General features: G+C 37.7%; 24 protein-coding genes and 1 tRNA gene. 20 read left to right on the top strand and 5 right to left on the bottom strand.

Going from position 1 to position 26,609, the window contains the following annotated elements:
• Positions 1-123 precede the first annotated feature (123 nt).
• A complete protein-coding gene (locus CP363_RS10695; RefSeq protein WP_158227353.1) occupies positions 124-282 on the bottom strand; it encodes a hypothetical protein in 159 nt (52 codons plus the stop codon).
• Between the two features lie 173 nt (positions 283-455).
• Between CP363_RS10695 and CP363_RS00300 the strand changes: the two genes are divergently transcribed.
• From CP363_RS00300 to CP363_RS00290, 3 genes are all read left to right on the top strand, one after another.
• Positions 456-1,682: a glucosaminidase domain-containing protein gene (locus CP363_RS00300; RefSeq protein WP_098035676.1), complete on the top strand. Its 1,227-nt coding sequence runs from the start codon at positions 456-458 to the stop codon at positions 1,680-1,682.
• Between the two features lie 19 nt (positions 1,683-1,701).
• The gene (locus tag CP363_RS00295; protein ID WP_013085731.1) at positions 1,702-2,790 is read left to right on the top strand and encodes an SLAP domain-containing protein; all 1,089 of its coding nucleotides are present in this window, start codon (positions 1,702-1,704) and stop codon (positions 2,788-2,790) included.
• Between the two features lie 88 nt (positions 2,791-2,878).
• A complete protein-coding gene (locus CP363_RS00290; RefSeq protein WP_065989875.1) occupies positions 2,879-4,717 on the top strand; it encodes a monovalent cation:proton antiporter family protein in 1,839 nt (612 codons plus the stop codon).
• 44 nt (positions 4,718-4,761) lie between these two features.
• Here CP363_RS00290 and pcp read toward each other — a convergent pair whose 3' ends face one another.
• The 4 genes from pcp to CP363_RS00270 form a co-directional block, all read right to left on the bottom strand.
• The gene (gene pcp / locus CP363_RS00285; protein WP_065989873.1) at positions 4,762-5,409 is read right to left on the bottom strand and encodes a pyroglutamyl-peptidase I; all 648 of its coding nucleotides are present in this window, start codon (positions 5,407-5,409) and stop codon (positions 4,762-4,764) included.
• A 33-nt stretch (positions 5,410-5,442) separates the two neighbouring features.
• On the bottom strand, positions 5,443-6,408 hold the full coding sequence (locus CP363_RS00280) for a Gfo/Idh/MocA family protein (RefSeq protein WP_013085734.1): 966 nt from the start codon (positions 6,406-6,408) through the stop codon (positions 5,443-5,445).
• Positions 6,409-6,415: 7 nt separating this feature from the next.
• A complete protein-coding gene (locus tag CP363_RS00275; RefSeq protein ID WP_013085735.1) occupies positions 6,416-7,222 on the bottom strand; it encodes a hypothetical protein in 807 nt (268 codons plus the stop codon).
• A gap of 84 nt (positions 7,223-7,306) precedes the next feature.
• Positions 7,307-8,062, bottom strand: coding sequence for a DUF6612 family protein (locus tag CP363_RS00270; protein WP_013085736.1), 756 nt, complete (start codon positions 8,060-8,062; stop codon positions 7,307-7,309).
• 155 nt (positions 8,063-8,217) lie between these two features.
• On the opposite strand from CP363_RS00270, the gene CP363_RS00265 reads away from it, so the two are divergent.
• The 17 genes from CP363_RS00265 to CP363_RS00190 all read left to right on the top strand — a co-directional run bounded on the left by CP363_RS00265 (position 8,218) and on the right by CP363_RS00190 (position 26,550).
• The gene (locus CP363_RS00265; RefSeq protein ID WP_005721679.1) at positions 8,218-8,910 is read left to right on the top strand and encodes a 2,3-diphosphoglycerate-dependent phosphoglycerate mutase; all 693 of its coding nucleotides are present in this window, start codon (positions 8,218-8,220) and stop codon (positions 8,908-8,910) included.
• Between the two features lie 277 nt (positions 8,911-9,187).
• Positions 9,188-9,748 (top strand): aldose 1-epimerase, encoded by a 561-nt coding sequence (locus CP363_RS00260; protein ID WP_023488455.1) that lies wholly within the window; start codon positions 9,188-9,190, stop codon positions 9,746-9,748.
• A gap of 105 nt (positions 9,749-9,853) precedes the next feature.
• Entirely contained in the window at positions 9,854-10,954 is a 1,101-nt protein-coding gene (locus CP363_RS00255) for an LCP family protein (RefSeq protein WP_098035675.1), read from the top strand.
• Positions 10,954-11,568, top strand: coding sequence for a glycerol-3-phosphate acyltransferase (locus CP363_RS00250; RefSeq protein WP_013085739.1), 615 nt, complete (start codon positions 10,954-10,956; stop codon positions 11,566-11,568). Before CP363_RS00255 ends, CP363_RS00250 begins: the two co-directional genes overlap by 1 nt.
• Before the next feature lie 37 nt (positions 11,569-11,605).
• On the top strand, positions 11,606-14,596 hold the full coding sequence (locus CP363_RS00245; RefSeq protein WP_098035674.1) for an LTA synthase family protein: 2,991 nt from the start codon (positions 11,606-11,608) through the stop codon (positions 14,594-14,596).
• Positions 14,597-14,893: 297 nt separating this feature from the next.
• A complete protein-coding gene (gene tyrS, locus CP363_RS00240) occupies positions 14,894-16,156 on the top strand; it encodes a tyrosine--tRNA ligase (protein ID WP_005724067.1) in 1,263 nt (420 codons plus the stop codon).
• A 425-nt stretch (positions 16,157-16,581) separates the two neighbouring features.
• Positions 16,582-16,938 carry a hypothetical protein gene (locus tag CP363_RS00235; protein WP_013085742.1) on the top strand — a complete coding sequence of 119 codons (357 nt, stop codon included), beginning with the start codon at positions 16,582-16,584 and terminating at the stop codon, positions 16,936-16,938.
• A gap of 117 nt (positions 16,939-17,055) precedes the next feature.
• Positions 17,056-17,128, top strand: a tRNA-Thr gene (locus CP363_RS00230).
• A gap of 34 nt (positions 17,129-17,162) precedes the next feature.
• Complete coding sequence (locus CP363_RS00225) at positions 17,163-18,476, top strand: C1 family peptidase (protein ID WP_089143463.1); 1,314 nt, start codon at positions 17,163-17,165, stop codon at positions 18,474-18,476.
• Positions 18,476-19,129 carry an HD domain-containing protein gene (locus tag CP363_RS00220; protein ID WP_013085744.1) on the top strand — a complete coding sequence of 218 codons (654 nt, stop codon included), beginning with the start codon at positions 18,476-18,478 and terminating at the stop codon, positions 19,127-19,129. Before CP363_RS00225 ends, CP363_RS00220 begins: the two co-directional genes overlap by 1 nt.
• Before the next feature lie 167 nt (positions 19,130-19,296).
• Complete coding sequence (locus CP363_RS10690) at positions 19,297-19,455, top strand: hypothetical protein (protein WP_158227352.1); 159 nt, start codon at positions 19,297-19,299, stop codon at positions 19,453-19,455.
• Entirely contained in the window at positions 19,430-21,058 is a 1,629-nt protein-coding gene (locus tag CP363_RS00215; protein WP_089143462.1) for a peptide ABC transporter substrate-binding protein, read from the top strand. The genes CP363_RS10690 and CP363_RS00215 overlap by 26 nt, the downstream gene beginning before the upstream one ends.
• A 172-nt stretch (positions 21,059-21,230) precedes the next feature.
• Positions 21,231-22,373, top strand: a complete 1,143-nt coding sequence (locus CP363_RS00210) for an IMP dehydrogenase (RefSeq protein ID WP_089143461.1) — start codon at positions 21,231-21,233, stop codon at positions 22,371-22,373.
• 168 nt (positions 22,374-22,541) lie between these two features.
• Positions 22,542-23,471, top strand: a complete 930-nt coding sequence (opp3b, locus tag CP363_RS00205) for an oligopeptide ABC transporter permease (protein ID WP_089143460.1) — start codon at positions 22,542-22,544, stop codon at positions 23,469-23,471.
• Between the two features lie 8 nt (positions 23,472-23,479).
• Complete coding sequence (locus tag CP363_RS00200; protein ID WP_089145439.1) at positions 23,480-24,511, top strand: ABC transporter permease; 1,032 nt, start codon at positions 23,480-23,482, stop codon at positions 24,509-24,511.
• 15 nt (positions 24,512-24,526) lie between these two features.
• On the top strand, positions 24,527-25,585 hold the full coding sequence (locus CP363_RS00195; RefSeq protein ID WP_005725387.1) for an ABC transporter ATP-binding protein: 1,059 nt from the start codon (positions 24,527-24,529) through the stop codon (positions 25,583-25,585).
• A gap of 20 nt (positions 25,586-25,605) precedes the next feature.
• Positions 25,606-26,550: an ABC transporter ATP-binding protein gene (locus CP363_RS00190; RefSeq protein WP_005718459.1), complete on the top strand. Its 945-nt coding sequence runs from the start codon at positions 25,606-25,608 to the stop codon at positions 26,548-26,550.
• Positions 26,551-26,609 lie beyond the last annotated feature (59 nt).

Genomic DNA, 26,609 nt, shown 5'->3' with positions numbered 1-26,609 from the left:
CTGAGATTGCAATTCTAAGAACAAGTTTATTAAAGCTATTAATAATTAATCAAATAAGGTCACAGAAACACAAAAAATCTAGTTAGCAAAAAACTAACTAGATTTTTTAATATCTTTTACTCATTAGTAAGCAATAAAGTGATCAGAGTGTTCTTGGCGATCATCCTTGTTACGTTCTTGCCATGAAACTGAAAAACCAAAGTAAGTAGTTTCTGGGTGATCAATAGAGTTATAAGTCAACATGATTTGGGCATGACGAAGTTCAACTGTACTAAAGAGCATTCCAACTACATCATTGTAAACAGAACGTTGTAAAGTAGACTCTTTTGGAATATTTGAAGCTTATCTGTAAAATATTACAAATGTTACTTTTTTACAATAAATCTGTTGAAACGCTTGTCTAGACCTGATTTGCTGGATACAATGGAGGTGTTACATTAAGGAGGACACGTTTTATGAAGAAGAGACTTTTGACCAGTTTTGCTGCTGCCGCTATGCTTACTTCTGTAGCTGTGCCAGCAGTAAACACTACGATGATGAATCAGGCCTCAAGCCAACGAGTTTCTGCCGCTACCGCTGATCAAACTGCATTTTTAAATAAAGCTGCTAAGCAAGCAGTTAAAGCAGCCAAAAAATATGGAACTTTGCCATCAGTGATGATTGCCCAAGCAATAACTGAGTCAGGCTGGGGTAAATCAGGGTTAGCCGTGAATGCCAACAACCTTTTTGGGATGAAGGCTGATAGTTCTTGGACTGGTGAAACTTATACTACCAAGACTAGAGAAGAAGACAAGAACGGTAAGAGTTACTATATTACTGCCGCATTTAGAAAGTATCCATCTTTTGAACAATCATTTGAAGATAATGGAAGCAAGTTGAGAAATGGTGTTTCTTGGGATCCATTGCGTTACAAGGGTACTTGGATTGAGAATGCTTCAACTTATGCATCAGCTACCAAGGCTTTGACTGGGACTTACGCTACCGATTCTAAGTATGATAGGGCTTTGAATAGTCATATTACTAGTTTGAATTTGACCAAATATGATCCTGTAACTATTAATACTACGAGAACTTATACTGCTGGTAAGGATAGTTCAACTTATAATTGGCCAACTGCTCCATCTGTTGCTAAGGCAATTGGTTCGGTTAAGGCCGGCGAAAAGGTTGTTGTTACTAAGACCATTACTTTCCACGATGGTTCAAGCAGAATGTACATTGATGGTCGTGGTTGGGTTAATGGCTCAGTTTTGGATAAGAGCAGTTCCGCAACTAAGGAACCTGTAACTCAAGCACCTAAGAATGTGAAGCCCGTTTCTAAGAACTTGATGCATAATGCCTATGTTTATGACCAAAACGGTAAGAAGCTAAAGGGCAAGATGTACAAGACCAGTGATGAAAACGGTGGTAAGTGGATCAATACTTATGGTACCAAGACCATCAAGGGTAAGACCTACTACCGTGTCGGTGAAAATGAATACATTGCAGCTGGTAATATTGATGGTAGCCTCAGATTCTTGAAGAAGAATGCTTATGTTTACAATCAATATGGCAATCGCGATAACAATTTGAAGCACAAGAAGAATAGCCAAATTGCCACTTATGGTAGTGCAGTAACAATTAATGGTAAGAAATACTATCGAGTAGGTATTCGTCAATACATTAAGAAATCAAACTTCATGTAGTTAAGGAAAGAATTTCATTGTGAAAGTACGCAAATTTTTGATTGCCTTAATTGCATTTTTCGGCGTAATTGGTGTAATGTCAACTAACCAAGTCGACGCCGCTTCAATTAACAGTTTGGCTAAGAAGTACCAATATAGTGGGGTTACTTATTTATACAAGATGCTCAAACTAGAGGGGATAAAGTACAATGAATTCCCTGGTGTTGAGTATCAAAATGGCAAACCAGAAGGGATTGTAGTTCATGAAACTGATGATCCTGGTGCGACTGCTCACGATGAAGCAATTTACTTTAACCGTGAATGGAATAAGATTAATGCTTACGTAAATGCTTTTGTTGATAGCAAGCAAATTATCCAAATGTGTTCTCCTAACGTTGGTACTTGGGGTGCAGGGCAACAAGCTAATAACCGCTTTATTCAAATAGAACTATGTGAAGAAAGCAGTCGTGATGCCTTTGCTAAGTCAGTTAATAATGATGCAATTTATATTGCTAAGTTGTTGCACCGCTATGATCTAAAGCCAGATAATGCTTGCGATGATGGTGATGGTACAATTTGGTCGCACAAGGCAGTTAGCACCTTTTTAGGTGGGACTGATCACGTTGACCCTGATGGTTACTTTGCCAAATGGGGTTATGATATGGATCAATTTTATTCTTTAATAAAGTATTACTACGACTTACAAAAGAAGAATGAAAATACTAACAGTAAAGATCCAAACAAGATTAAGGACGAAGTATCAGCAGAAGTTCAAGGCGCAGTAACTTTAGGCCATGATGCTTATGTTTACGACAAGAACGGCAAGAAGACCAAGACCTTGAAGTTAGCTGGTAGTCCAGTAACTGTTTTAGGTTACAAGTTGATCAATAATAAGAAATACTACCAGATTGGTAAGAATCAATATGTAGTAGCTACTAATATTGACGCGACAGTTAGAACTGCAAAGAAGAATACTTACTTGCGGACACGCTTAGGCCGAATTCAAAAAGATAATTTGGTCAGAAAAGGCAGCCGAGTGATGACTTACGGTAGTAAGATCACCATTAACAATCAAAAGTATTATGCTTTGAATGCTACGCAATATGTATTAGCAAGCGATATTAGATAGAAAAAGATACGTCTTAAACCACAATTAATGGGAATTAAGGCGTATTTTTTGTATAATTCTTGTGTTGAATGTGAAAAGGGGAGAGTATATGGCGCAATTATCACTATTTTTAGTCGTCTTATTGGCGCTCGTGATTCCAATTTTTATGGCGCGTTTTAAAATTAGTACCGTGCCAACCGCAATTGCGGAAATTATTGTGGGAATTATTGTCGGTTCGAGCGGCTTTAACATTGTGGTTTCGACACATGATTTGACGTTTTTATCGAACCTCGGCGTAACTTTGCTGATGTTTTTATCAGGGATGGAAATTAACTTCGATCTCTTGCAACGGAAAAATAATCCGAAAGCTAAGTCACAAGCAGGAAAAACAGTTGATCCTTTGCCTACTGCTTTAACTGCTTTTGCCGGCATTGTGATTATGGCCTTTATTTTAGCTTATGTTTTGAAGCTAATTAGCTTATTTAGCAATATTGTTTTAGCAGCGATTATTTTTATGACTGTTGCTTTAGGGGTTGTTATTGCTACCTTGAAAGAAAAAGATATCCTTGGGCGGCCGATCGGACAGACGGTCTTACTGACTGCCGTGTTAGGTGAAGTAATTCCGCTGCTTTTGTTAACGATTTATGCTTCAGTTAATGGGGGCAACGCAGAGCAATTATGGCTGATTATCCTACTTTTTGTAGCGGCAATCTTTCTTTTGCGTCGTTTCAAGCAGCCATATCTTTGGTTTAGCAAAGTAACCAAGGCTACGACCCAATTGGATATTCGCTTGGCCTTCTTCTTAATTTTTGCTTTAGTTACAGTAGCCGAACGAGTTGGTGCCGAAAACATCTTAGGTGCATTCTTAGCCGGAATGGTTATGAAGTTGTTAGAGCCTAGTGAAGCTACTAAAGATAAGTTAACTTCCATTGGTTATGGTTTCTTTATTCCAATTTTCTTCATTATGACTGGGGTGGGCTTGAACTTAAAGTCATTATTTGCTCATCCATCATCATTGATGCTGTTGCCAGTTTTGGTTATCTTCTTGTTCTTGGCTAAAGCTCCAGTAGTCTTAATCTATATGCGTTATTTTGAGAAAAAGAATGCTTTTGCTGGTGGTTTTTTAACGGCAACGACGATTACGATTGTTTTGCCAACCTTGCAAGTTGCGCGTAAATTGCATGCAATTACTTCGACTCAATCTGACGTCTTTATCTTAGCAGCAGTAATTGTCTGCATTGTTAGTCCAATTGTCTTTAATTCTAACTTTGTTTTATCACCAGAAGATCGGATCAAAGAAACAGTTACTATCGTGGGTGCCAATGCCTTTACGGTACCAGTTGCTCATGATTTACATGATAATTGGTACTCAATCAAGATGTTTACTGATCAAAAGGACCAATACGAGACTTATGATAGCCGAGTTAAAGGCTTAACTTTGCTCAATAATTTGGATAATCAAAGTCTAGAACATAGCAGCGCCTTTGATTGTGATATTTTTGTCGCAGCAGGGCATCATGATCAAGAAAATGCACGCATGGCAGAATATGCCAAAGACTTAGGTGTTAAACGGGCAATTGCGCGGATGAATGAAGTAGACAGTGATACTTTATCGCACTGTCAAGAAGCAGGCGTGGAAGTATTTAACTTTACTAATGTGCGTTCAGCTTTAATGCGGGCCTTGATTGAATCACCAACGGTCTACAAGATTATGACTGATACCAATAACGTTTTGTACTCAGTAAAGGTGAAGAATACGCGTTATACTGGGCGACCACTTAGTGATTTGGAATTTGTTGACAAGATCACGGTTAGTCGAATTCGCCGTGGCAATGAATGGTTGATTCCGCATGGTTGGACTGTAATTGAACCAAATGATATTTTGATCTTTTCCGGGGCCTTTAAGGATGCGGATCAAGTAAAGAAATTATTGAGTCATCAAAATTAACCAAAAAAACTAGTTGCAAATTTTGCAGCTAGTTTTTTACTATCTTAATGATTTTGTCCTTCTACGGCTTTTATATCACTTTGACCATCACGCTCAACAATTGCGCCAATTGCTGCGGTTAGGCCTTTAACAATATCAGCTAGTGCCATCGAAGGCTGATTTGGCCTGGTGATAACCTGTTCTGGCAAAAATGGAATATGAATGAAGCCAGCTTTAAGCTTAGGAAATTCTTTTGTGCGCATGTACTGCACTTGGTAAAAAATATGGTTGCAGACATAGGTGCCAGCTGTGTTAGAAACTATTGCTGGTAAACCTGCCGCCCGAATTGCCTTGGCCATGGCCTTGATCGGCAGTTGTGTGAAGTAGGCGGTGTCCCCATCTGGTTGAATCGGTTCATCTAGTGGTTGATAGCCATCATTATCAGGGATGCGGCCATCGTTAATGTTGATGGCTACACGCTCAGGAGTTAGGGCGGACCGACCGCCAGCTTGACCAACATTGAGTACGTAGTCAGGTTGCTCTTTTACGATTGCTTGATGCACGACTTGGGCTGATTTATTAAAAACTGTAGGGATTTCTAATTTAATAATTTTTGCTCCCTTGATGGTATCAGGCAATTTTTTGACTGCCTCAATGGCAGGATTAATCTTATCGCTGCCAAAAGGATCAAAACCAGTTACTAGAATTTTCATTGTTTGTCTCCATTTAGAAAATTTTGAGAATAGTTAAATCATTGAATTTCTTGCTTTGGTCAAAATTTGCATTGTCTCTAAAGTATTCACGAAAGCTAAGTCAGCTTTTTGGGTATCATGTTGGTTGATCATTTGAGCAAAGGCATTAAACTCAGCCGCCATACGGTGAGGATATTTGTTTAAGCTGTAACGCTTAGGCTTTTCATTGCGCATCTCAACTGTGAAATTATCGAGCGTTCCCGTTGAACCGTCAAAGTAGATGCTGCCTTTTTCACCTTCAATAAAGGAACGTGGTGTTACGTAGCTATCTTTGGCCGCAGTGAGGGATGCTTGCTTATCAGGGTAAGAAAGATGAAGAATCCCAGAAGTATCAACGCCTTTTTGCATATTTGCATAATATTGAACTTGATCAGGCAAGCCAAACAACGCAGCTACTAAGTGAATATTGTAGATATTCAAATCCATCAAGGCGCCACCATCTTTTTTAGGGTCAAAAACTGGGGCAATTTTACCAGTCAAGAAGGCATCATAACGGCTGGAATATTGCGTATAATTCAGATTAATGATGTGGATTGGGGCGATCTTAGCGATTTCTGCTTTAATCTGTTTGAAGTTCTCTAAATAAAGGTTAGTAATGGCTTCAGCAATGATTAAGTCTTTTTCGTCAGCGAGCTTTTTTAGTTCTTCAGCTTCGGCAGTGCTTTGGACAAAAGGTTTTTCACAGATGACATTTTTGCCATGTTCAAGCGCAGCTTTAGCAACTTCGTAATGAAGAAAGTTGGGTACAGCCACATAAACTGTGTCAACTCCAGGGTCGGCTAGCAATTCATCATTGTCGGTGTAAGTGCGGGCAATGTGATATTGCTGGGCTAAATCTTGCGCAATTTTTTCACTACGTTTAGTTGATGAAATGGCCGTAATCGTCATGTTTTTTATTTGGTCAGCGGTTGTTAAAAAATCGTGGACGATCATGCCGCTGCCGATAATTCCTAATTTCATTTTTGACCTACTTCTTTTTAGTATTAGTAGTTGGCAAATCTTTGGCGTTGGTTGCGGAAGTTGGGACTTTCAAGAAGTCGTGGCTGCCGAAGTTGCCGTAACTTTGACCAACCTTAACGTGCATTAATTTGCCTAGTTTTAAGTTAACAAAGACATTAAAGGTGGATAGTTTATCATCCTTAACAACAGCCTTTACATTCATTGATTGGTATTTGCCCAATTTTTGAATTTGCTTGAAAACCTTAGCTTGATTGGTGCTTTGTGCAGTAGTGTTAAAAATTGGTGCTGCCGCCTTTTTCATTAAAGCTTGATCAGTACTTTTAGCAGTTAAAGTGTAAGTATAAACACCATCTTTTTTGCTTTTCTTCATCTTATAAGCTGAAACTAACTGATCACTTGGGTTGGTAATCATGTGATTATTCATAATTGCATCAGTTAATTCAGCGTAATTGTGGCCAGTAAGTTTTTCAAGATCAGCCTTATACCAAGTGCTTTGCCCATTGATGTAAACATTATTGAGGTTAACCCATTCTTCATTGGAACTGGTTTTACCTTTATTGGTTGTTTGGTTAGTGATATGGTAAACCGTGTTTTTCCCACCAAAGGTAGTATTGGCTAAAGCTACTTGACTTGAAGTATCTGTTCCCAAGGTAACTGATTGAATAACTTGTCCAGATTGAAAGCCTTTCTTCATCTTTTGCACCACTTGAGTCTTGGTTAAAGCTGGCGCAGCTTTCTTTTCTTGTTTACTACAGCCCCCTAATAAAAAGAGGGCGGCGAAGGATAAGCCGATAATTGTTTTCTTTAATTTCATTTGCATTTCTCCTGTATGTTTCAATTAATTCTATTATAACTAAAAAATCTGCTTCTTATTGACGAAGCAGATTATTCTTTAATTTTATTTTGTATTAAGCTTGCCTAAATCAACGGCTGACTTCTTAACTGAAGCGGGTACAGTTAACTTTTTAACTTGGTTAATTTGATCAATTTGCATGGTGAAGTTCTTCTTTTGACCGTCGTCTTTGTAGGTCGAGTCAATATTAACCTTTTTGATATGATAGTTTTGATCAACGTTAATTTGGATGTCATTTTTGATCGGCTTCACATTATCAAGATCAATCCCGATTAAAGCAGTGAAAGCCGAGTCAGAAATAATGGCATTCCAAATTTTCTTGTTGTTTCCTTTATAAATGAGCAGGTAATCTTTGCCGTTTTGCTTTACCTTAAAGGATTTAGCAGTAGGGATAAAAGGCATGAGCAAGCTGCCGTTTAAGCTATCGGTGATGGCGCCGTAAGCACTAGTTTTAGATAATTTAGTCTTGAACCAGTGTTGTGAGTTGGTACCCTTCATTTTGATGTAATTGTTTTTGCCTTCAATCCACATTTGATAGTGGTTAGAATTGCTAGAAACATTGGCATAAATGACAGTTGGCTTTTTAGTGTATTGTGCTTCAGCTTTTTGTTGCGTTTTTTGATTAGCTGATTCATTCCAAGAAGCGTGCATTGAATTAAAATTATCTTTTTCTGCCTTGGTTAAAATAGTTTTAGCAGTAGGTAAATTAGCTGTTTTGTTTGAATCTGTTTTAGAGCAAGCTGTTAAAAAGAGTAGTGCTAATAAAACGGTAATGATAATATTTTGGTGTTTAAATTTCATATATAACTTTCTTTCATTAAATTTTTTCTTTTAGTATAGCAAGAATAACGTTACAAAATTGAAAAAACACGATTTTTTTAGCCTTAACTCTATGAAAAAATTTGTGAAATGTGTAAAATATGGATGAAACATTGAATTTTAAAAGGAGATATTTCATGTCAAAATTAGTTTTAATCCGTCACGGTCAAAGTGAATGGAACCTTTCAAACCAATTTACTGGTTGGGTTGACGTTAACCTTTCAGAAAAAGGTGTTGAAGAAGCTAAGAAGGCTGGCCGTTTAATCAAGGAACACGGTCTTGAATTTGACCAAGCTTACACTTCATTATTAACTCGTGCTATCAAGACTTTGCACTTTGCACTTGAAGAAAGTGGCCAACTTTGGATTCCAGAAACTAAGACCTGGAGACTTAACGAACGTCACTACGGTGCTTTACAAGGCTTGAACAAGAAGGCTACTGCTGAAAAGTACGGCGATGAACAAGTTCACATTTGGCGTCGTTCATACGATGTTTTGCCACCAGCTATTGATGATGACAACGAATTCAGTCAAGCACATGACCGTCGTTACGCAAACTTGGACCCACACATCGTTCCTAAGGCTGAAAACTTACACGTATGTCTTGATCGTGTAATGCCATTCTGGGAAGACCACATTGCTCCAGATTTACTTGACGGCAAGAACGTAATTATCGCAGCTCACGGTAACTCACTTCGTGCTTTGACTAAGTACATCGAAAACATTTCTGATGAAGACATTATGAACTTGGAAATGAAGACCGGTGAACCAGTTGTTTACACATTCGACGAAAACTTGGATGTTGTTAACAAGGAAAAGTTGGACGACTAATTTATTAAGTAGTTATTCACACAAATAGAACTTCGGCGTAAGTCGGAGTTTTTTTATACACCAAAAAAGGCATCACCGTTAAGGGATGCCTTCTTTGTATCAACTTGCTCCAAAAACTATAATTATTTCTTTGATTTCATAATTTTTTTGGAACAACTTCATTATATTATAAATAAAGAAAGATCGCCATTTTTTTCTAAGAAAGTGGTGAAAATTGACAGTTGTATATGATAAGTGCTATTTTGAGTTACAGGAGTGTAGAAATTGGGAGAAAAATATGCAAACAATCGATAATTCTCTCTTTCAAGTCTCTGTCGATGAGAATGGGGCCCGGATGGCACATCTGGTGTCTTTAACAGATCAATTTAATTATCTCGGCGAGCAAGAAAGTGAAGAAGGTATGGCACTTGCTTTTCCAGTAATGGATCAAGCCGATAATTTGGCTAACAAGTTGCCTTGGACCGTTGTTGACAAAGGTGATACTCGCGTAAGTCTAACTTTAATTGATACGCCGGAGAGCTATAAGAGTTTTCCATATCATTTTGAAGTAATGACTACTTATGCTTTGGAGGGTAATCAAGTCAACATATCCTTTTATTTGAAAAATTCTTCAAATAAGGAACTGCCATTTTCTTTGGGCTTTATCTTACCAACTTCTTGGCAAAGTGAAAGCCAGGTCAATAAGATTAGTTTGACTGGCAAAGAACATGGCATTGATCTTACTTCAACTGATTTTAAGTTGAGTGCAAAAGAAGGAAGCGTTACAGCTTTTACGGATAAAATTGAATTAGAGGCAAAAAGTAGCCATAATTTTGCGTTAAGCTTGACTTTGAAGTAAAAATTAGTAACGATTTTAATAAGATATACTAAGCAAGTCAGCGATGATTTGCTTTTTTTGTTATAATACATTCAATGTGAATTTACATCATAATAGGTATATTTTATGAAAGATAGAAAACAAAGATCTAATCACTCGCATAATAGTCGGGTAGACACACACAGTTATAAAAATCGTCATATTTGGGTCTGGGTTATTAGTATCGTAGCCTTGCTTGCGGTTGCTGGAGCGGCGTACTTTGCCTCAGTTTATTTCCGTACTAAGTCAGCGGTTGATAAGACCTATGATCCTAAGACTGCAGTGAAAACTACAGGTGAATTTGATGGAAAGAAGAAGTTCGCTGTTTTACTGATGGGGACTGATACAGGTGCCCTTGATCGAACTGAAAAGCGCGGCCGGACTGATACCATGATTTTAGCTGTAGTTAACCCTGCTAAGAAGCGTTACACATTGGTCTCAACACCGCGTGATACGATGGCACAGATGGTTGGAAGCGAGAGCTTCAAGACAGAAAAGATTAACGCCGCTTATGAATTAGGCGGGGCTAAGATGTCAATGGATTCAGTTTCTAAGTTAATCAATGTGCCAATCAAGTATTATGCCGTGGTTAACATGGGTGGAATCATGAAGATGATTCGCTATGTTGGCGGAATTAATATTAGACCAACGCTTAGCTTTGAATATGGCGGTTATATTTTTAGAAAGGGCAAGCTGACCCATATGGGTGGTGCAGGTGCGCTAGCATATTCTAGAATGCGTTATGATGATCCGCGTGGAGATTATGGTCGTCAAGAACGACAGCGGCAGGTAATTACCACCTTGATCAAGAAGGCAGTTTCAATTAGTTCATTATCAAATCTGGATTCAATTTTGACTTCTGTGTCAAGCAATGTTCGGACTAACTTGCCATTTAGTGCGATGCAGCAGATTGCGATGAATTATCGTAGTTGTGCCAATTCGTCATCTAGTGATTATCTACATGGTTACAATGCAATGATCGACGATGCGGCTTATCAAGTACAGCCAACTAGTGAATTGCAACGGATTTCTAACCTGGTGCGCAAAGAATTAGGTTTACCTAAGGAAACGATTTCAAATAATGAAACTTTCCAAAACGAAAAGAATATTGCAAATGGCTTTAGCTTTAAGAGCGAAAAAACGCAGCACTATCATATCTATGATTACACCGAAGAAGGTGATAATTAATGGCGCGCATTTGGGCTACTCTGATTGGCTACGTTTTTGGAAATTTCTTAACGGCGATGATCGTTGGCAAAATCTTTTTAAAAATAAATCCTACTGAATACGGTTCACATAATCCAGGAACGGCTAACATGGGTGCTGTTTTTGGTAAAAAATGGGGTATTTTAACCTGTTTAGGCGATTTGCTTAAAAGTTTAATTGCCTTGTTTATTGTATATTTTGCTTTTCCAGCTCATATTAATATTGCTTATACAGGGCTAGGCCTGATCTTAGGACATTGTTTTCCAATCTGGGATCATTTTCGAGGTGGCAAAGGAGTTGCGGTTGCAGCTCAGGTAGCAGTTTTTTATAATTGGAAAGTTGGCTTTGCTACTTTATTAGTGGCTTTGGTATTAACAGCAATTATGCAAAATTTGACGATTCCGCCTTTAGTGTTTATGCTTTTATTCAGTATAAATACATTCTTGCATAATCAAGAAGCAGGATTTGTTTTTATCGTGATTACTTTGATCATGTGCTTTAAGTTCTGGCATGATATCGTAGACTTTTTCACCGGTCATGGCAAAAAGGTGGATATTCTGCTTTCAATTAAAAAGAAGCTAGGGATCATTAAGTAATGACAGAAATTTTTAGTGAGGACACAGACTAGAGAAAATGAGTGAGATTAACAAGAAAAAATCACTAAATGCTCTTCAAATCATTTGTTTGATTGTCGCAGCATTTTTCATGCTAGTGCAGATGTATTCTTGGGGGAGCACTTTTGGTAGATTACCATTAAGTACCCTAATGAGATTTATTCCAGGACTACTTGGTCACAGTACGATGGTACTAGTACCAATGGTCTTTGGTGCTGTTTATAGCAAAAGAAAGGTTCATCCAACTGAAGCTTTTAAGTTTTGGATTATAGCGGTTGTTACACTAGTGCTTTTATACTTGGTGAACTTCTTTAAACGACCAGGTACCTTTAATATGTGGAAGCTCTGGGGAGTATTTTTCCCAGTTTTGACTAGTACATCAGTATTGTTGGCTGGCTTGATTTTTAGTATGCTAGTTCAACCATACTTGTATGAATTACAACATCGCATTACTACTAAGCAAAATGTATTATTGCTTAGCGCATTAACTTTGACTGGTTTTGCGACTAGTGCAGGTACAATGATCTTTAACAAGTCAATTTATGGCATTTATTTGATCTTGTACTTTGCTTGGGGGATGTTTTTAGCTAACGTTAAAATTCCTAAAAAGGTCTTTGGCTGGTCAATTGCAGCTGGAGTAATGTCTTTCTTCGTAATGTTTATCGGTGTTCCCGGATTTAATGGGGTTTACTGGTACCAACGATTATCTGGTCGAAGTGGCGTTTATTCTTGGAATCCTAAATTTTTAAGTAATATTGCTTCACCATTTTTGTTCTTAATGGTTTTAGCAGCCTTCTTAATCTTTAGAAAAGTGATTGTTAGCTATAGTGCTAAGCAGATGCACTTCTTTATTCCAGTAATTATTTTTATGGACGCTCCAATTATTGGTGGTTTTGTTAAATCGTTCCGCTTTACCAATAGCGCTGGATTTAACAAGTTCTTGATGATTGTCATCATGATGCTAGCTGCCTGGGGCTTAAGCTGGCTATATGAGCGCTATTTATTCAAGGTGAAGCCGGTTAAACGGACGGTTGTTTTTTTCAAGCAACATAATAACTTAGCAGAAATTGTTGAAGATGCTTGGACTAACTTCACTGCTTGGATAGTTGAAAATCGAGTACGACTACTTACATGGGGCTGGTTCTATGTATTAAGTTTTGCTTCATTCTTAATTGAATCAGATAATCTGCGGATCCAAATTACGACTGCAACTGATATCAATGCCGTAATTTTCTTGCTCGGGACTAGATTCTTCGCTATTATTTTGACAGCAATCTTCCTTGATGCAATGTTTGCAATTTTCTACTTCATTACTACGCGTTACTGGACTTCAACAGTTTTAGTAACTGTAATTACAATTGGTTGGGCTATTGCCAACAAGATTAAATTAGATCTTCGTGGGGAACCAATTTATCCAACTGAATTAGACGAAATTGTTAACTGGAAGACCTTGATGCCAATGGTCGGCCAACAAAAGATAATTATGATCGCTATTGCCTTAGTAATTATCATTGCATTGACTGTCTTTCTTGAAATTAAGTTTCCAATTAAGAAAAAGGGCTCATGGAAACGCCGTGGTATTTGGGCATTGTTGAGTTTGCTTTTGTTCATGACACCAGTGCGCTTTAACCACGATGGCGGAATTATTTATCACATTAACCGTGGCTTTGATAATAAGCAATCGTTTAGAAACCCTGAACGTGATATTCAAATTAACGGTCCATTATTGAACTTCTTGAATTACTTTGACCTGCAGATTATGAATAAGCCAACTAACTATTCAAAATCTACAATTCAACATTTGAATGAGAAGTACAGCAAGATCGCTAATGAAATTAACAAAACAAGAAAGAATACTCTAAAGAATCAAACTATTGTTTACAACTTGAGTGAAAGTTTTGTTGATCCATATACTTTCCCAACAATTAAGATTGATCCAAAAACTCCAAACCCAGTTAAGTTTATCCAATCAATGAAGAAACGTGCCACATACGGTAGCATGCTTAGTGCCGGTTACGGTGGTGGTACTGCCAACATGGAATGGGAAACTTTGACCGGATTCAACATGGGTATGTTCAAGTCAACCTTGACTCCATATGTACAAATCGTACCAAACTACGACTTCTACCCAACCATTGGTATGGACTTCAACTACAAGTCAGCTGTTCACCCATTCATTGGTACTTACTACTCAAGAGTAGAAGACTACAAGAGATTTAAGTTTAACAAGTTCGTTTACCTTGGTTCTAAATACAAGATCATTGATCAAAAGAAACTTGGTAAGAGTACTTACAACTCTGACTTCACTGCTTATGCTAACGGTTTGAGACAAATCAACAGCATGAAGGGTGGTCAATTTATTAACTTGATCTCAATTCAAAACCACATGCCTTACAACAACTGGTATCCAAACAATGAATACATGGGCAAGGTATCTGGTGAACTCTTCAACACTGCCGCTGTTCGTGAGCAAATGGCAACTTACATCAAGGGTACGCAATACACCGACCAAGCTGTTAAGAAGTTTATTGGTCAAATTGATAAGATCAAGAAGCCAATTACCATTGTCTTCTACGGTGACCACTACCCAAGTATCTTGTCACAAAACTACACTGGCAAATATCCTGTTCAAATGCACTCAACTCGCTACTTCATTTACTCAAACAAGTACGCAAGACAACACGGTGCTAAGAACAAGTTGACTCACAACACTAACTTCGTCAACACTAGTGACTTCACTGCTATGATGCTTGAACAAACTAACACTAAGGTAACTCCTTACCAAGCACTTTTGACTGAAGTTCACGAGAAGCTTCCTGCAATTACCATTAACTTTAATGGTGACAAAGGCTTCCAATTGGTTGACCAAAAGGGTCACTTTGTAGATCCTAAGAAGTTGACTTCAGAACAACAAGCTATATTGAATGATTACGAAATGGTTCAATATGATATGACCGCTGGTCAAGCTTATGGCCTAAAAGCTAAGGGCTTTTACAAGATCGGTGACTAGCTAGAAGAAAGCTTGAGAGAAATCTCAGGCTTTTTTTGTGGCAAAAAGAGTTGACGAAAGATGGTCTTCACGTTAAGATATCCTTATCTAAGTAGCAAATCAGCTCAGCGTTCAGAGAACTAGCGGTGTGGTGTGAGCTAGGCAGGCTGATTTTGACGAAGTACTAATGGGGTAGTTTCCATAAAGACTATTAAGAGGCGCGATACGCGCAAACGTGGGTGGTACCACGGCTAATAATGTAATTTAGTCGTCCCTTGGTCTTTTGACCAGGGGACGTTTTTTATTGGAGGAAAAACTATGGCAAAATTTGATATTTTGGAAGATTTAAAATGGCGTGGTGCCATTAATCAAGAAACTGATGAGGAAGGTTTGAGAAAGTACTTAGCAGAACATGACGATTTGGCATTGTACTGTGGTACTGACCCAACTGGTGATTCCCTTCACATTGGACACCTTATTCCGTTCATGATCTTGAAGAGATTCCAAATGGCGGGCTACCATCCAGTAATTTTAATTGGTGGTGGTACTGGTGCGATTGGTGACCCATCAGGCCGTAAGACTGAACGTACTTTACAAACTGCGGAACAAGTTAAGCACAATGAAGAAAGCTTAACTAATCAAATGAAGAAGTTATTTGGTACTGAAAATTTTGAAATTAGAAACAATGCTGAATGGCTAAGCAAGCTTAACTTGATCGACTTCTTGCGTGATTATGGCAAGTTCTTCCAAGTTAACAATATGATTAACAAGGATGTTGTAGCTAGCCGTCTTGAAAATGGTATTTCATTTACTGAATTTACTTATCAAATTTTGCAAGCAATTGACTTCTACCACTTGAATAAAGATGATGGTGTTCAACTTCAAATTGGTGGTAGTGATCAATGGGGCAACATTACTGCTGGTATTGATTTAATCCATAAGCTTGAAGGCGCAGATCGTCCAGCCTTTGGTTTAACTATTCCATTGATGCTTAAGGCTGATGGTACTAAGTTTGGTAAATCTGCTGGTGGTGCTGTTTGGCTTGATCCAGAAAAGACTAGCCCTTATGAATTTTACCAATTCTGGATTAATCAAGATGACCGTGATGTGGTGAAATACTTGAAGTATTTCACTTTCCTTAGCCGTGAAGAAATCGAAGATTTAGCTGAAAAGACTGAGAAAGAACCTTGGAAACGTGCTGCACAAAAGAAGCTGGCTGAAGAAGTTACCAAGTTTGTTCATGGCGAAGCAGGTCTTGAAGAAGCTAAAATGATTACTGATGCCTTGTTCTCGGGCAATATCAAGAACTTATCAGTTGCTCAAATTGAACAAGGCTTGAAGAATGCTCCAAGTGCGGAAGCTGGCAATGAAAAGAAGAATATTGTTGATTTTTTAGTTGACACTAAGATTGAACCTTCTAAACGTCAAGCTCGTGAAGATGTAAAGAATGGTGCCATTTATGTTAATGGCGATCGTGAGCAAAGTACTGATTTCGAAGTTGATCCATCAAGTGACTTTGATGGTAAGTACGTTATTATTCGTAAAGGAAAGAGAAAGTATACTTTAGTTACAATTAAATAATTAAATATATGATTTTAACATTTTATATATAAAAATAGAGGGATTTTTTCCTCTATTTTTTTAGCTAATAATCGGAGATATTTACTACCAACTAATATTTGTAAAAGATAAAGATAATGATTTGTGTAAAATAATATTTTACTTCTTAAATTGTTATTTTATTTTCTAAAATCAATTGCTACAATCTATTTATTAAGTTATTCACAAATTCACATTATTACTATACAATTTGTTATTTCAAGTGCAATACCAATATAAAATAGCTGCGTATACCTTTTGCAAATGCTGATGCAAAGCACTTGATTGAAAAAACTGACTTTTAATAAAAATATGTGAAAAGCAGCACTATCTACTTTACTTCTAATCAAACAGTGTTATAGTAATAGTGTAAAGAGAAAGTAAGTAAATAAAAAGAGGTTATTAAAATGTTAGAATCTAAAAAAGCTATTAAGATTATTTCAAGTTTGGTAATCGGTTTGAGTTTAGGCTGTGTTCTTACTCCTATTGCTCAAGCTACTTCATTTACTGCTCCTAAATTGGGTACTGCAACACAAGCTCCAACCAATCCTGCTATTAAAAAGGGTGATAAGATCTTTGTTGTTATTAAAGACACCAAAAATCAAAAAGTAGCTGTTTACAATAAAAATGCTGAAAAAACTAGCAAAAAAGTTGCAATGGGTTCTACTTATACCGTAAAAGACGTTAAGAAAGTTAATAAAAAGAAGATTGTCAGAATCAACAAGAGTCAATGGTTGAATATTAAAGACGTCGTTAAGAACTAAATAAAAGCAAATTTAATAACCGTTTTGAATACTTATTTTCTAAAAATACTTGGAGAGAATAAATAAGGACGAGGATGTTCAAATGAATGTCTTCGCCTTTTTTGATACAATATAGACGCCGCTTTAGCTCAATAGGTAGAGCACCGCCGTGGTAAGGAGGAGGTCCCCAGTTCAAACCTGGGAAGCGGCTTAGTTGTTGTTTTTGGCAAGAAAGGAAAAATTTTATGAAGCATGAACTTACAATGAATGAAATTGCTAAATTTCAAAAAGAATATGAGCAAAAACCACAAAATCGGGTTGCGGAATTGGCTGTTGTTAATAATGGTGTGGCTAAGGCTAGTTTGGATTCAGAAAAGGTTAGGAAATTGAACCGCACTTTTTCAATTGAAATCCCAACTGATAATGTTACTGATCAAAAGCAATCGGGTCGCTGCTGGCTATTTGCGGCCTTGAATACATTGCGTCATGGTTTTGCTAAGAAGTATAATGCTAAAAACTTTACTTTTTCACAAAATTATTTATTCTTCTGGGATCGAATTGAACGAGCAAATATTTTCTTTGATAATATTTTGAATACCGCAGATCGTCCACTTAGTGACAGAACAGTGCATACTTATATGCAGGGACCTGATACTGATGGTGGCCAATGGGCTATGGCTGTTTCTTTGATTAGGAAGTACGGCTTAGTGCCAACCTATGCTCAAGATGAAAGTTTCACTGCCAACAATACTGTTTTCTTCAATCGTATTTTGAATAATAAGTTGCGAGAAGATGGACTTGTGTTGCGTAAGTTAGCTCAAGCAGGTAAAAATGATGAAATTGAAGCTAAACGTCAAGAATTTTTGAGTGAGGTTTACCGTATGGCAGTAATTGCTTTCGGTCAACCAGTACAAAAATTTGACCTTGAGTTTAAGGATGATGAAGGTAAGTATCATTTTGATGGTGATCTTGCTCCACTTGATTTCTTTCACGACTACTTTACTGATGACTTGGATGACTATATTGTTTTGTTCAATGCACCAGATCATGAATTTGATAAGCTGTATGCTTTGCCATTTGAAGACAATGTAGAGGGCGGAAGTCCAGTTCATTTCTTAAACACTAAAATTGAAAATCTTAAAGAAGCTGCGATTAAGCAACTTGAAGCAGGCGAAACTTTTTGGTTTGGTTGTGATGTAGGTAAAGATAGCGATCGTCAAAAGGGAATTTTAGCTCATAACCTCTATCAAACTGATACTATTTTTAATATTGAAACTAAGTTAAGCAAAAAAGAGAGACTGGAAACTGGTGCTTCGGGTTCAACTCATGCCATGACGATGGTTGGTGTGGATGTTGTTAATGGAAAGCCACGTCAATGGAAAATTGAAAACTCATGGGGAAGCAAGGTCGGTGAAAAAGGCTACTTTGTGATGGATGATAACTGGTTTGATGAATATCTCTTCAAAGTAGTTGTTAAAAAACAATATGTACCGGAAAAACTAGTTAAGATTTGGGAAGGCAAAGCAACGCCGGTAGAAGCATGGGACTCAATGGCATAATGGAAATTAAACAAGTTATCGATTTTACTCAAACACACTTAAAGAATGAAAAAACGGGTCATGATTTTTATCATGGCGAACGGGTAGCTAATTTGGCTAGTCAAATGTATTTAGCAGATCATGCTGATGCTCATGAAGATAGCCGGGTAGTTGCTATTATTAAAACAGCAGGTTATTTGCATGACACGATTGATGAAAAAATCTGTGCTGACCCACAAAAGGTGATTGATGAAATTGAAGAGTTATTGCCGCAAGTAGGGTTTAATGAACTAGAGGCATGGGATATTTTATTCACCATTCAACACATGTCATTTTCAGCTAATATTGAGCATCACTATCATTTGCCTTTATCTGGACAATATGTGCAAGATGCTGATCGTCTAGAAAGTTTAGGTGCGATTGGAATTGCCCGTGCCTTTACGTATGGTGGTAAACATGGCAATAAGATTTACGATCCAGAGATTAAGCCAGCCGTTTTAACTAGTCATGATCAATATCGTAACCATGTCGAAACCACAATCAACCACTTTTATGAGAAACTTTTTCATTTAGAAGATTTAATGAATACTCCTGCTGCCAAAAAAGAAGCGGAAAGACGAACTGCATACATGCGCGACTTTGTACGTGAATTTATGCAAGAATGGAATGTTTAGAATAATTTAATTTTGAATAAGCCTTGATACATCAGTATTGAGGCTTGTTTTTTAAATAAATTAAAAATAATATTAAAAAAACTTGCAAAGCAAAAAATATTTAGCTATACTTATAAACAACTTAAAGAGTTCTATTATTTTTCTCATAAACGAGAGGAGCAATGTGTATGAAGTTTACCAAATTATTTGCTGCAGGAGCAACCGTTTTAATTGCCGGTTCAACGCTGGCAGCATGTGGTAGTAATTCTAATTCGTCAAGTTCATCAGCTAAGAAAACAATTAAAAAGAATGAGGATCAAAATGAAAAAGTGGAAAAAGTATTTTAGTGCAAGTTTATTAACCGTCGTATCAGCTGCAACTTTGGCAGCCTGTTCAAATAAAAGTTCGTCATCTGGTACCAAGCAAACCTTGAATTGGATGACTAAATCAGAATTACAAACTTTAGATTTGTCCAAGGTGACTGATGCAACTAGTTTAGATCAAATTAATAATTCGATGGAAGGACTCTATCGTTTAGGTAAAAATTCTAAGGTGGAAAATGCTTTAGCAACCAAGACTGAAGTTTCAAAAGATGGTAAAGTGTGGCATTTTACTTTGAGAAAGAATGCCAAATGGTCTAACGGTGATCCAGTTACTGCTAAAGATTTCGTCTATTCATGGCGTAGGACTGTTGATCCAAAGACTGCCTCACAATATGCTTATCTTTTCTCAGGAGTAAAGAATGCGGATGATGTAGTAGCAGGAAAGAAGAAGGTTGAAACACTCGGTGTTAAAGCAGATGATAACCAACATTTAACCGTTACTTTGGATAGAAGAATTCCATACTTTAAGTTATTGATGGGCTTCGGAGTTTTCTTCCCACAAAATGAACATGCTGTTGAAAAATATGGCAAAAACTATGGTACCTCATCTAAAACAATGGTTTATAACGGACCATTTGTCTCAAAAGGCTGGACCGGTTCAAACTTGTCTTGGAAGCTAGTTAAGAATAAGGACTACTGGGACAAGAGCAAGGTAAAACTAAGCAAGATTAATTACAGCGTGCAAAAGACACCATCAACCGACTACAACTTGTATCAATCTGGAAAATTAGATGTAGCATTATTGGCACCACAAGCTACAAAACAATTGAAGAACCAGAGTGGTTATACAATTAGACCAGCTTCTTCAACACAATATTTACAATTAAACGAAAAGAACAAGCTTTTCCAAAATACTGACTTCCGCCGTGCACTTTCATTATCAGTTAATCGTAAAGCATTAGTTTCAGCTGTAGGTGGTGCTAACAAGCCAGTCACTACCTTTTCGCCAAATAGTATGACTGAAGTAAATGGCAAAGATTATACTGAATTAGTCAAAACTGCTGAAACTGATAAGTTAATGACATATAACCCTACTTTAGCTAAAAGTTATTGGAAGAAAGCACAAAAGGCTTTAGGCCAGAGCAAAGTTAACTTCACTTTGCTAACCTATGACGATGATGATGCCAAAAAAGCGGGTGAATACTTGCAAAGTACTATTGAGTCAAACTTGAAAGGCGTTAATGTCAGAGTAAATAGTTTACCTAAAAAGACTGCCTTAGTTCGTAGCCAAAATGGCAACTTTGATGCTTTATTGATGGGTTGGCAAGCTGACTTTACTGATCCAATCTCATTCCTTGACTTGAACACCTCAAATGCTTCATACAACTGGGGCAAGTGGGCTAATAAGGAATATGATAAGTATGTAGCAGCTTCTAAAACTACTGGAAACGAAAATACTCGTTTTGAAGACTTAGCTAAGGCTGAACGTGTATTGTTAACTGAGCAAGGTGTAGTACCACTTTACCAGCCAGCAGAAGCTTGGATGGTTCGTCCAACTGTCAAGGGCGTTGTATATAATGGTGCTGGAGCTAACTATAACTTCAAATATGCTTATGTTGAAAAGTAGACTAAAATCCTAAATATCTAAATAATAGAACTTATAACAATAAACAACTCCTCTATGTAATCAAAAAGTAGACCGAAAAAATCGGTCTGCTTTTTGATTTTCGCTTGAAAAAAGCAAGTTAGGCTAGTAAAGTAAAACTAATAATTTTTTGAATGAGAAAAGGAGAGCTTAAATGTCAAATTGGGATACAAAATTCGCTAAAAAAGGTTTAACGTTTGATGATGTTTTATTAATTCCAGCAGAAAGTCATGTTTTGCCAAACGAAGTTGATTTGAGTACGACTTTGGCAGACAACATTAAATTAAATATTCCATTGATCAGTGCAGGGATGGATACTGTAACTGAAGGTGCAATGGCAATTGCAATGGCTCTCCAAGGTGGGCTAGGCGTTGTACATAAGAATATGTCAATTCAAGCTCAGGCTAGTGAAGTAGCCAATGTAAAGAGCGTAGTCGTGCCAACTAGTGCTGCAAAGGCCGCAACTGATGATCAAAACCATCTGCTCTGTGCTGCAGCAGTTGGTGTAACCAGTGATACTTTTGAAAGAGCAGAAGCATTGCTTGAAGCTGGTGCTGATGCGATCGTTATCGATACTGCTCATGGTCACTCAGCTGGGGTATTGCGCAAGATCAAAGAAATCCGCGATCATTTTCCAGAAGCAACTTTGATTGCTGGTAATGTTGCGACTGGGGATGCAACTAGAGCACTGTTTGATGCTGGTGTTGATGTCGTCAAAGTTGGTATTGGCCCTGGATCAATTTGTACTACTAGAGTTGTTGCTGGTGTTGGTGTGCCACAAATCACGGCTATTTATGATGCTGCTACAGCTGCACGTGAATATCACAAGCCAATCATTGCAGATGGTGGAATTAAATATTCAGGTGATGTTGTTAAAGCTTTAGCAGCTGGTGGCAATGCTGTCATGCTTGGCTCAATGCTATCAGGTACTACTGAAGCACCTGGCGAAATTTTTGAAGATAATGGCAAGAAGTATAAGCGCTATCGCGGAATGGGGTCTGTTGGTGCGATGGCCCAAGCACACGGTTCAAGTGACCGTTACTTCCAAGGTGGCGTAAACGAAGCTAATAAACTTGTTCCAGAAGGTGTTGAAGCCCGAGTAGAATACAAGGGCGATGTATCTGATGTAGTCTTTCAAATTGATGGCGGATTACGTTCAGGTATGGGATATTGTGGTGCTGCAAATATTCCGGAATTAATTGATAAAGCTCAATTTGTTCAAATCACTAATGCAGGTTTACGTGAATCACATCCACATGATGTTCAAATGACCAAAGCTGCTCCAAACTATAAGTAAAGCAAAATAGATATAATAAAAGTTAAAAATAAGAGAGAAAGCAAAATTTCTCTCTTATTTTTTTAATTTTTTGGACATTTTCACTAGATATATTTATTTCTTTTGGTATAATTAAAACAACATTAAAAAGTAAATGAAAGCATAAAATAAAATGAGGGAGCAATTAATATGGCTAGATACCTATTAAAACGTATATTTTATATGATCCTCACTTTGCTTGTCGTGGCTACGGTAACTTTTTTCTTAATGAAATTGATGCCGGGTTCACCTTATGCTAATGAAGCAAAGATGACGCTAACTCAGCGGCAAATTATGGATCAACAGTATGGTTTAAATAAACCTATCTGGCAACAATATTTGATTTATATTGCGGGGATGCTTCATGGTGATTTTGGGACATCCTTCCAATATAGTAACCAACCGGTAGCTTCATTAATTGGGGCGCGTTTGGGTGCGTCAGTACAATTAGGTTTACAAGCATTAATTTTGGGAGTTGTCCTTGGTGTAATCGCTGGGGCAATTGCTGCTATGAGACAGGGTACTTGGGTTGACTCAACTGCTACTGTAATTTCTATTTTGGGTAAATCAGTTCCTAACTTTGTTTTAGCAGTTTTGCTTCAATACTACATCGGTTTAAAGCTAGGTTGGTTCCCAATTGCTGGTTGGGGGCAATTTTCTCAAACGATTATGCCAACGATTGCTTTGGCAGTTGGACCATTTGCGGAAACAGCTCGGTTTATCCGAACCAGTATGGTTGATACCTTAAGTAGTGACTATATTGAGTTAGGTAAGGCCAAGGGATTGAGCAGAATGGAAGTTATTAGAAAACACGCAATGCGTAATTCAATGATTCCATTAGTAACTCTGATTGGTCCTTATGCTGTAGCCTTGATGACTGGTTCAATGGTTATTGAAAATATCTTTAACGTTCCTGGGATTGGTGAACAATTTGTTAAGTCGATTTTGACTAACGACTATCCAACAATCATGGGAATTACGATGGTTTACTGTATTGGATTAGTAGTAATTCTGTTGATTACTGATATTGTTTATGGATTAATTGATCCAAGAATTAGATTAGATGAAAGCGAGGCCTAGAAGACAATATGACTGAAGAAAAATTAAACCTTCCTGTAGATGCCTTTGAACCCTTACCAAAAGATGAAGCACAGGATAACGAAAACATTGCAGGTCCATCTTTATCGTTTGCACAAAATGTTTGGCTTCGCTTCAAGCAGAGAAAAGCAGCTATTATTTCTGCAATTATTGTTATTTTGATGATTGTAGTAGCTTTTGGTTCAACCCCATTCATCAATAAATCTACTTTAGTTAAATCGCACCCACAATATGCCAATTTGCCTGCTAAAGTGCCAGGAATGAGCGCAATTAATGGTTTGAACGGTAAGATTAAGCAAAATGGCAAGTGGGTTGATGCTTATGCCCAGAATGGCGTGCCTAAAGATAAGTATTTTATCGCAGGTACAGATTATTTAGGCAGATCTTTGGGGCAGAGAATCATCTATGGTACTAAAATTTCATTAATTGTTGCTTTAGTGGCTGCCTTCTTCGATTTAACTATCGGGGTCGCGTACGGAATAGTGTCCGGATGGAAAGGCGGGGGAGTCGATAACGTGATGCAGCGGATTATTGAAATTATCTCCTCCGTGCCTAATTTAATCATTGTAGTTTTGATGTTAGTAGTATTAAAGCCGGGTATTAAATCAATTATCTTGGCGATTGCTATTTCAAGTTGGACAACAATGGCGCGGCAGGTCCGGGCTGAAACGTTGAGTTTGAAGAATGAAGAATATGTTTTGGCAGCTAGATCATTAGGTGAATCACCTTGGAAAATTGCTTGGAAACACTTAGTGCCTAACCTTTCAAGTATCATCATTATTCAAACGATGTATACTATTCCAACTGCTATCTTCTTCGAAGCCTTCTTAAGTTTCATCGGAATCGGTATTTCAGCCCCAGAAACTTCACTAGGTGTACTTTTGAACGAAGGACAAAAGAATTTTCAATTCTTGCCATATCAGATGTGGTATCCAGCAATCGTATTGTGTGTGTTGATGATTGCCTTTAACTTATTAGGTGATGGTTTGCGTGATGCCTTCGATCCACGGGGACAAAGATAGAAAGGATTAACCTAAATGCCAGAAGAAAGAGTTTTAGATGTTAAAAATTTAAAAATTGATTTCCACACTTATGCTGGTGAGGTTAAAGCTATTCGTAACGTTTCCTTTCACCTAAATAAGGGAGAGACGCTCGCAATTGTAGGAGAATCAGGTTCAGGTAAGTCGGTTACTACCAGAAGTATTATCGGTCTGTTAGCACGAAATGCTCAGATTGAAGACGGTGAGATTGATTTCCACGGCAAAAATTTGCTAGAGTTATCTGAAAAAGAAATGCAAAAAATTCGTGGGAATGAAATTTCAATGATTTTCCAAGATCCTATGACTTCGCTTGACCCAACTATGAAGATTGGGCAACAAATTGCGGAGCCATTAATCAAACATAAGGGTGCCTCTAAGAAAGAAGCTTGGGCTAAAGCCTTGGAAATGATGAAGGCCGTGGGAATCCCAAATGCAGAAGAACGAATTAATCAATATCCGCACCAATTCTCAGGCGGGATGAGACAAAGAATCGTGATTGCGATTGCTTTAATCTGTGAACCAGAGATTTTGCTAGCTGATGAACCAACTACAGCTCTAGACGTAACTGTCCAAGCCGAAATCTTAGATTTGATGAAAGACTTGCAAAAGCGGGTAAAGACCTCAATTATTTTCATTACGCACGATTTGGGCGTAGTGGCCGGTATGGCAGATAGAGTAGCTGTAATGTACGCTGGTGAATTCTTAGAATTCGGTGGTGTTGATGAAATTTTTTATGATCCACAGCATCCATATACTTGGGGCTTAATCAATTCAATGCCTACTTTAAACAGTGATACTTTGGAGTCGATTCCAGGTACGCCTCCTAACTTGCTTGATCCGCCCAAGGGTGATCCTTTTGCACCAAGAAATAAGTATGCCATGAAGATTGATGTGGAAAGAAAGCCACCATTTTTCAAGGTAACTGATACTCACTATGCTGCAACCTGGCTTTTAGCACCAGGTGCACCTAAAGTGGAACCACCAGCTGAAATTACACGTCGCTGGAAAAAATATAACTTGATGAAACAAGAAGATAAACTGCCAGAGGTTAACTAGTCGCGGTAAAGGAGATTTTTATGCCAGAAAAAAAGAAAATTTTGGAAGTAAAACATCTAAAACAATACTTTAAAAATGGTCGTAATGTCACCAAGGCTGTTGACGATGTAAGCTTTAATATCTATGAAGGTGAAACTTTCGGCTTGGTAGGTGAATCTGGTTCTGGTAAGACAACTACTGGGCGCTCAATTTTGCAATTGTATAAGCCAACTAGTGGCGAAGTGATTTTTGAAGGCAAAAATGTAGCAGATTTAAAAAGTCGTGCAGACAAACTAGCTTTTACACGGGATGCACAAATGATCTTTCAAGATCCTTATGCTTCACTTAATCCTAGAATGACTGTTGAGGACATTATTGCTGAAGGATTAGATATTCACCATTTGGTTAAAAATAAAGATGAACGAACTGAGAGAGTAGAGGAATTATTGGAAACTGTTGGCTTAAATGCAAGTCATGCTAGCCGTTTTCCACATGAATTCTCAGGTGGTCAGCGTCAAAGAATCGGGATTGCTCGCGCCTTAGCCGTAGAGCCCAAATTTATTGTTGCAGACGAACCTATTTCAGCTCTAGACGTATCAATTCAAGCTCAAGTAGTTAACTTGATGATTGAATTACAGAAAAAGCGTGGTTTAACTTACTTGTTCATTGCCCACGATTTATCAATGGTTAAGTTTATTTCTGACCGAATTGGTGTAATGCACTACGGTAAACTACTGGAAGTAGGTCCAGCCGATGACGTCTATGATCGACCACTTCATGATTACACGAAGAGTTTGATTTCTGCAGTGCCAATTCCTGATCCAGAAGTTGAGCGGAGCCGGACAAGGATTCCTTATGACGCTCAAAAAGAAGAAATGGACGGAAAGCAACGCTCAATGCATGAAATTCGTCCAGGACACTTCGTACGCTGCTCTGACGATGAAGTCAAGCATTACGAAGAAGTAGCGGCAAGCTACGAAAATTAGATACCAAATCTAATGCAACTCTCTCTATATTAATATTATATTTATGCTAAAAAGGCGAT

The sequence above is a fragment of the Lactobacillus sp. UMNPBX12 genome (assembly GCF_002553955.1).
GTDB classification, from domain to species: Bacteria; Bacillota; Bacilli; order Lactobacillales; family Lactobacillaceae; genus Lactobacillus; species Lactobacillus crispatus.
Note: the sequence above shows the minus strand (reverse complement) of the source record. Positions and strands in the feature narration are given on the sequence as shown.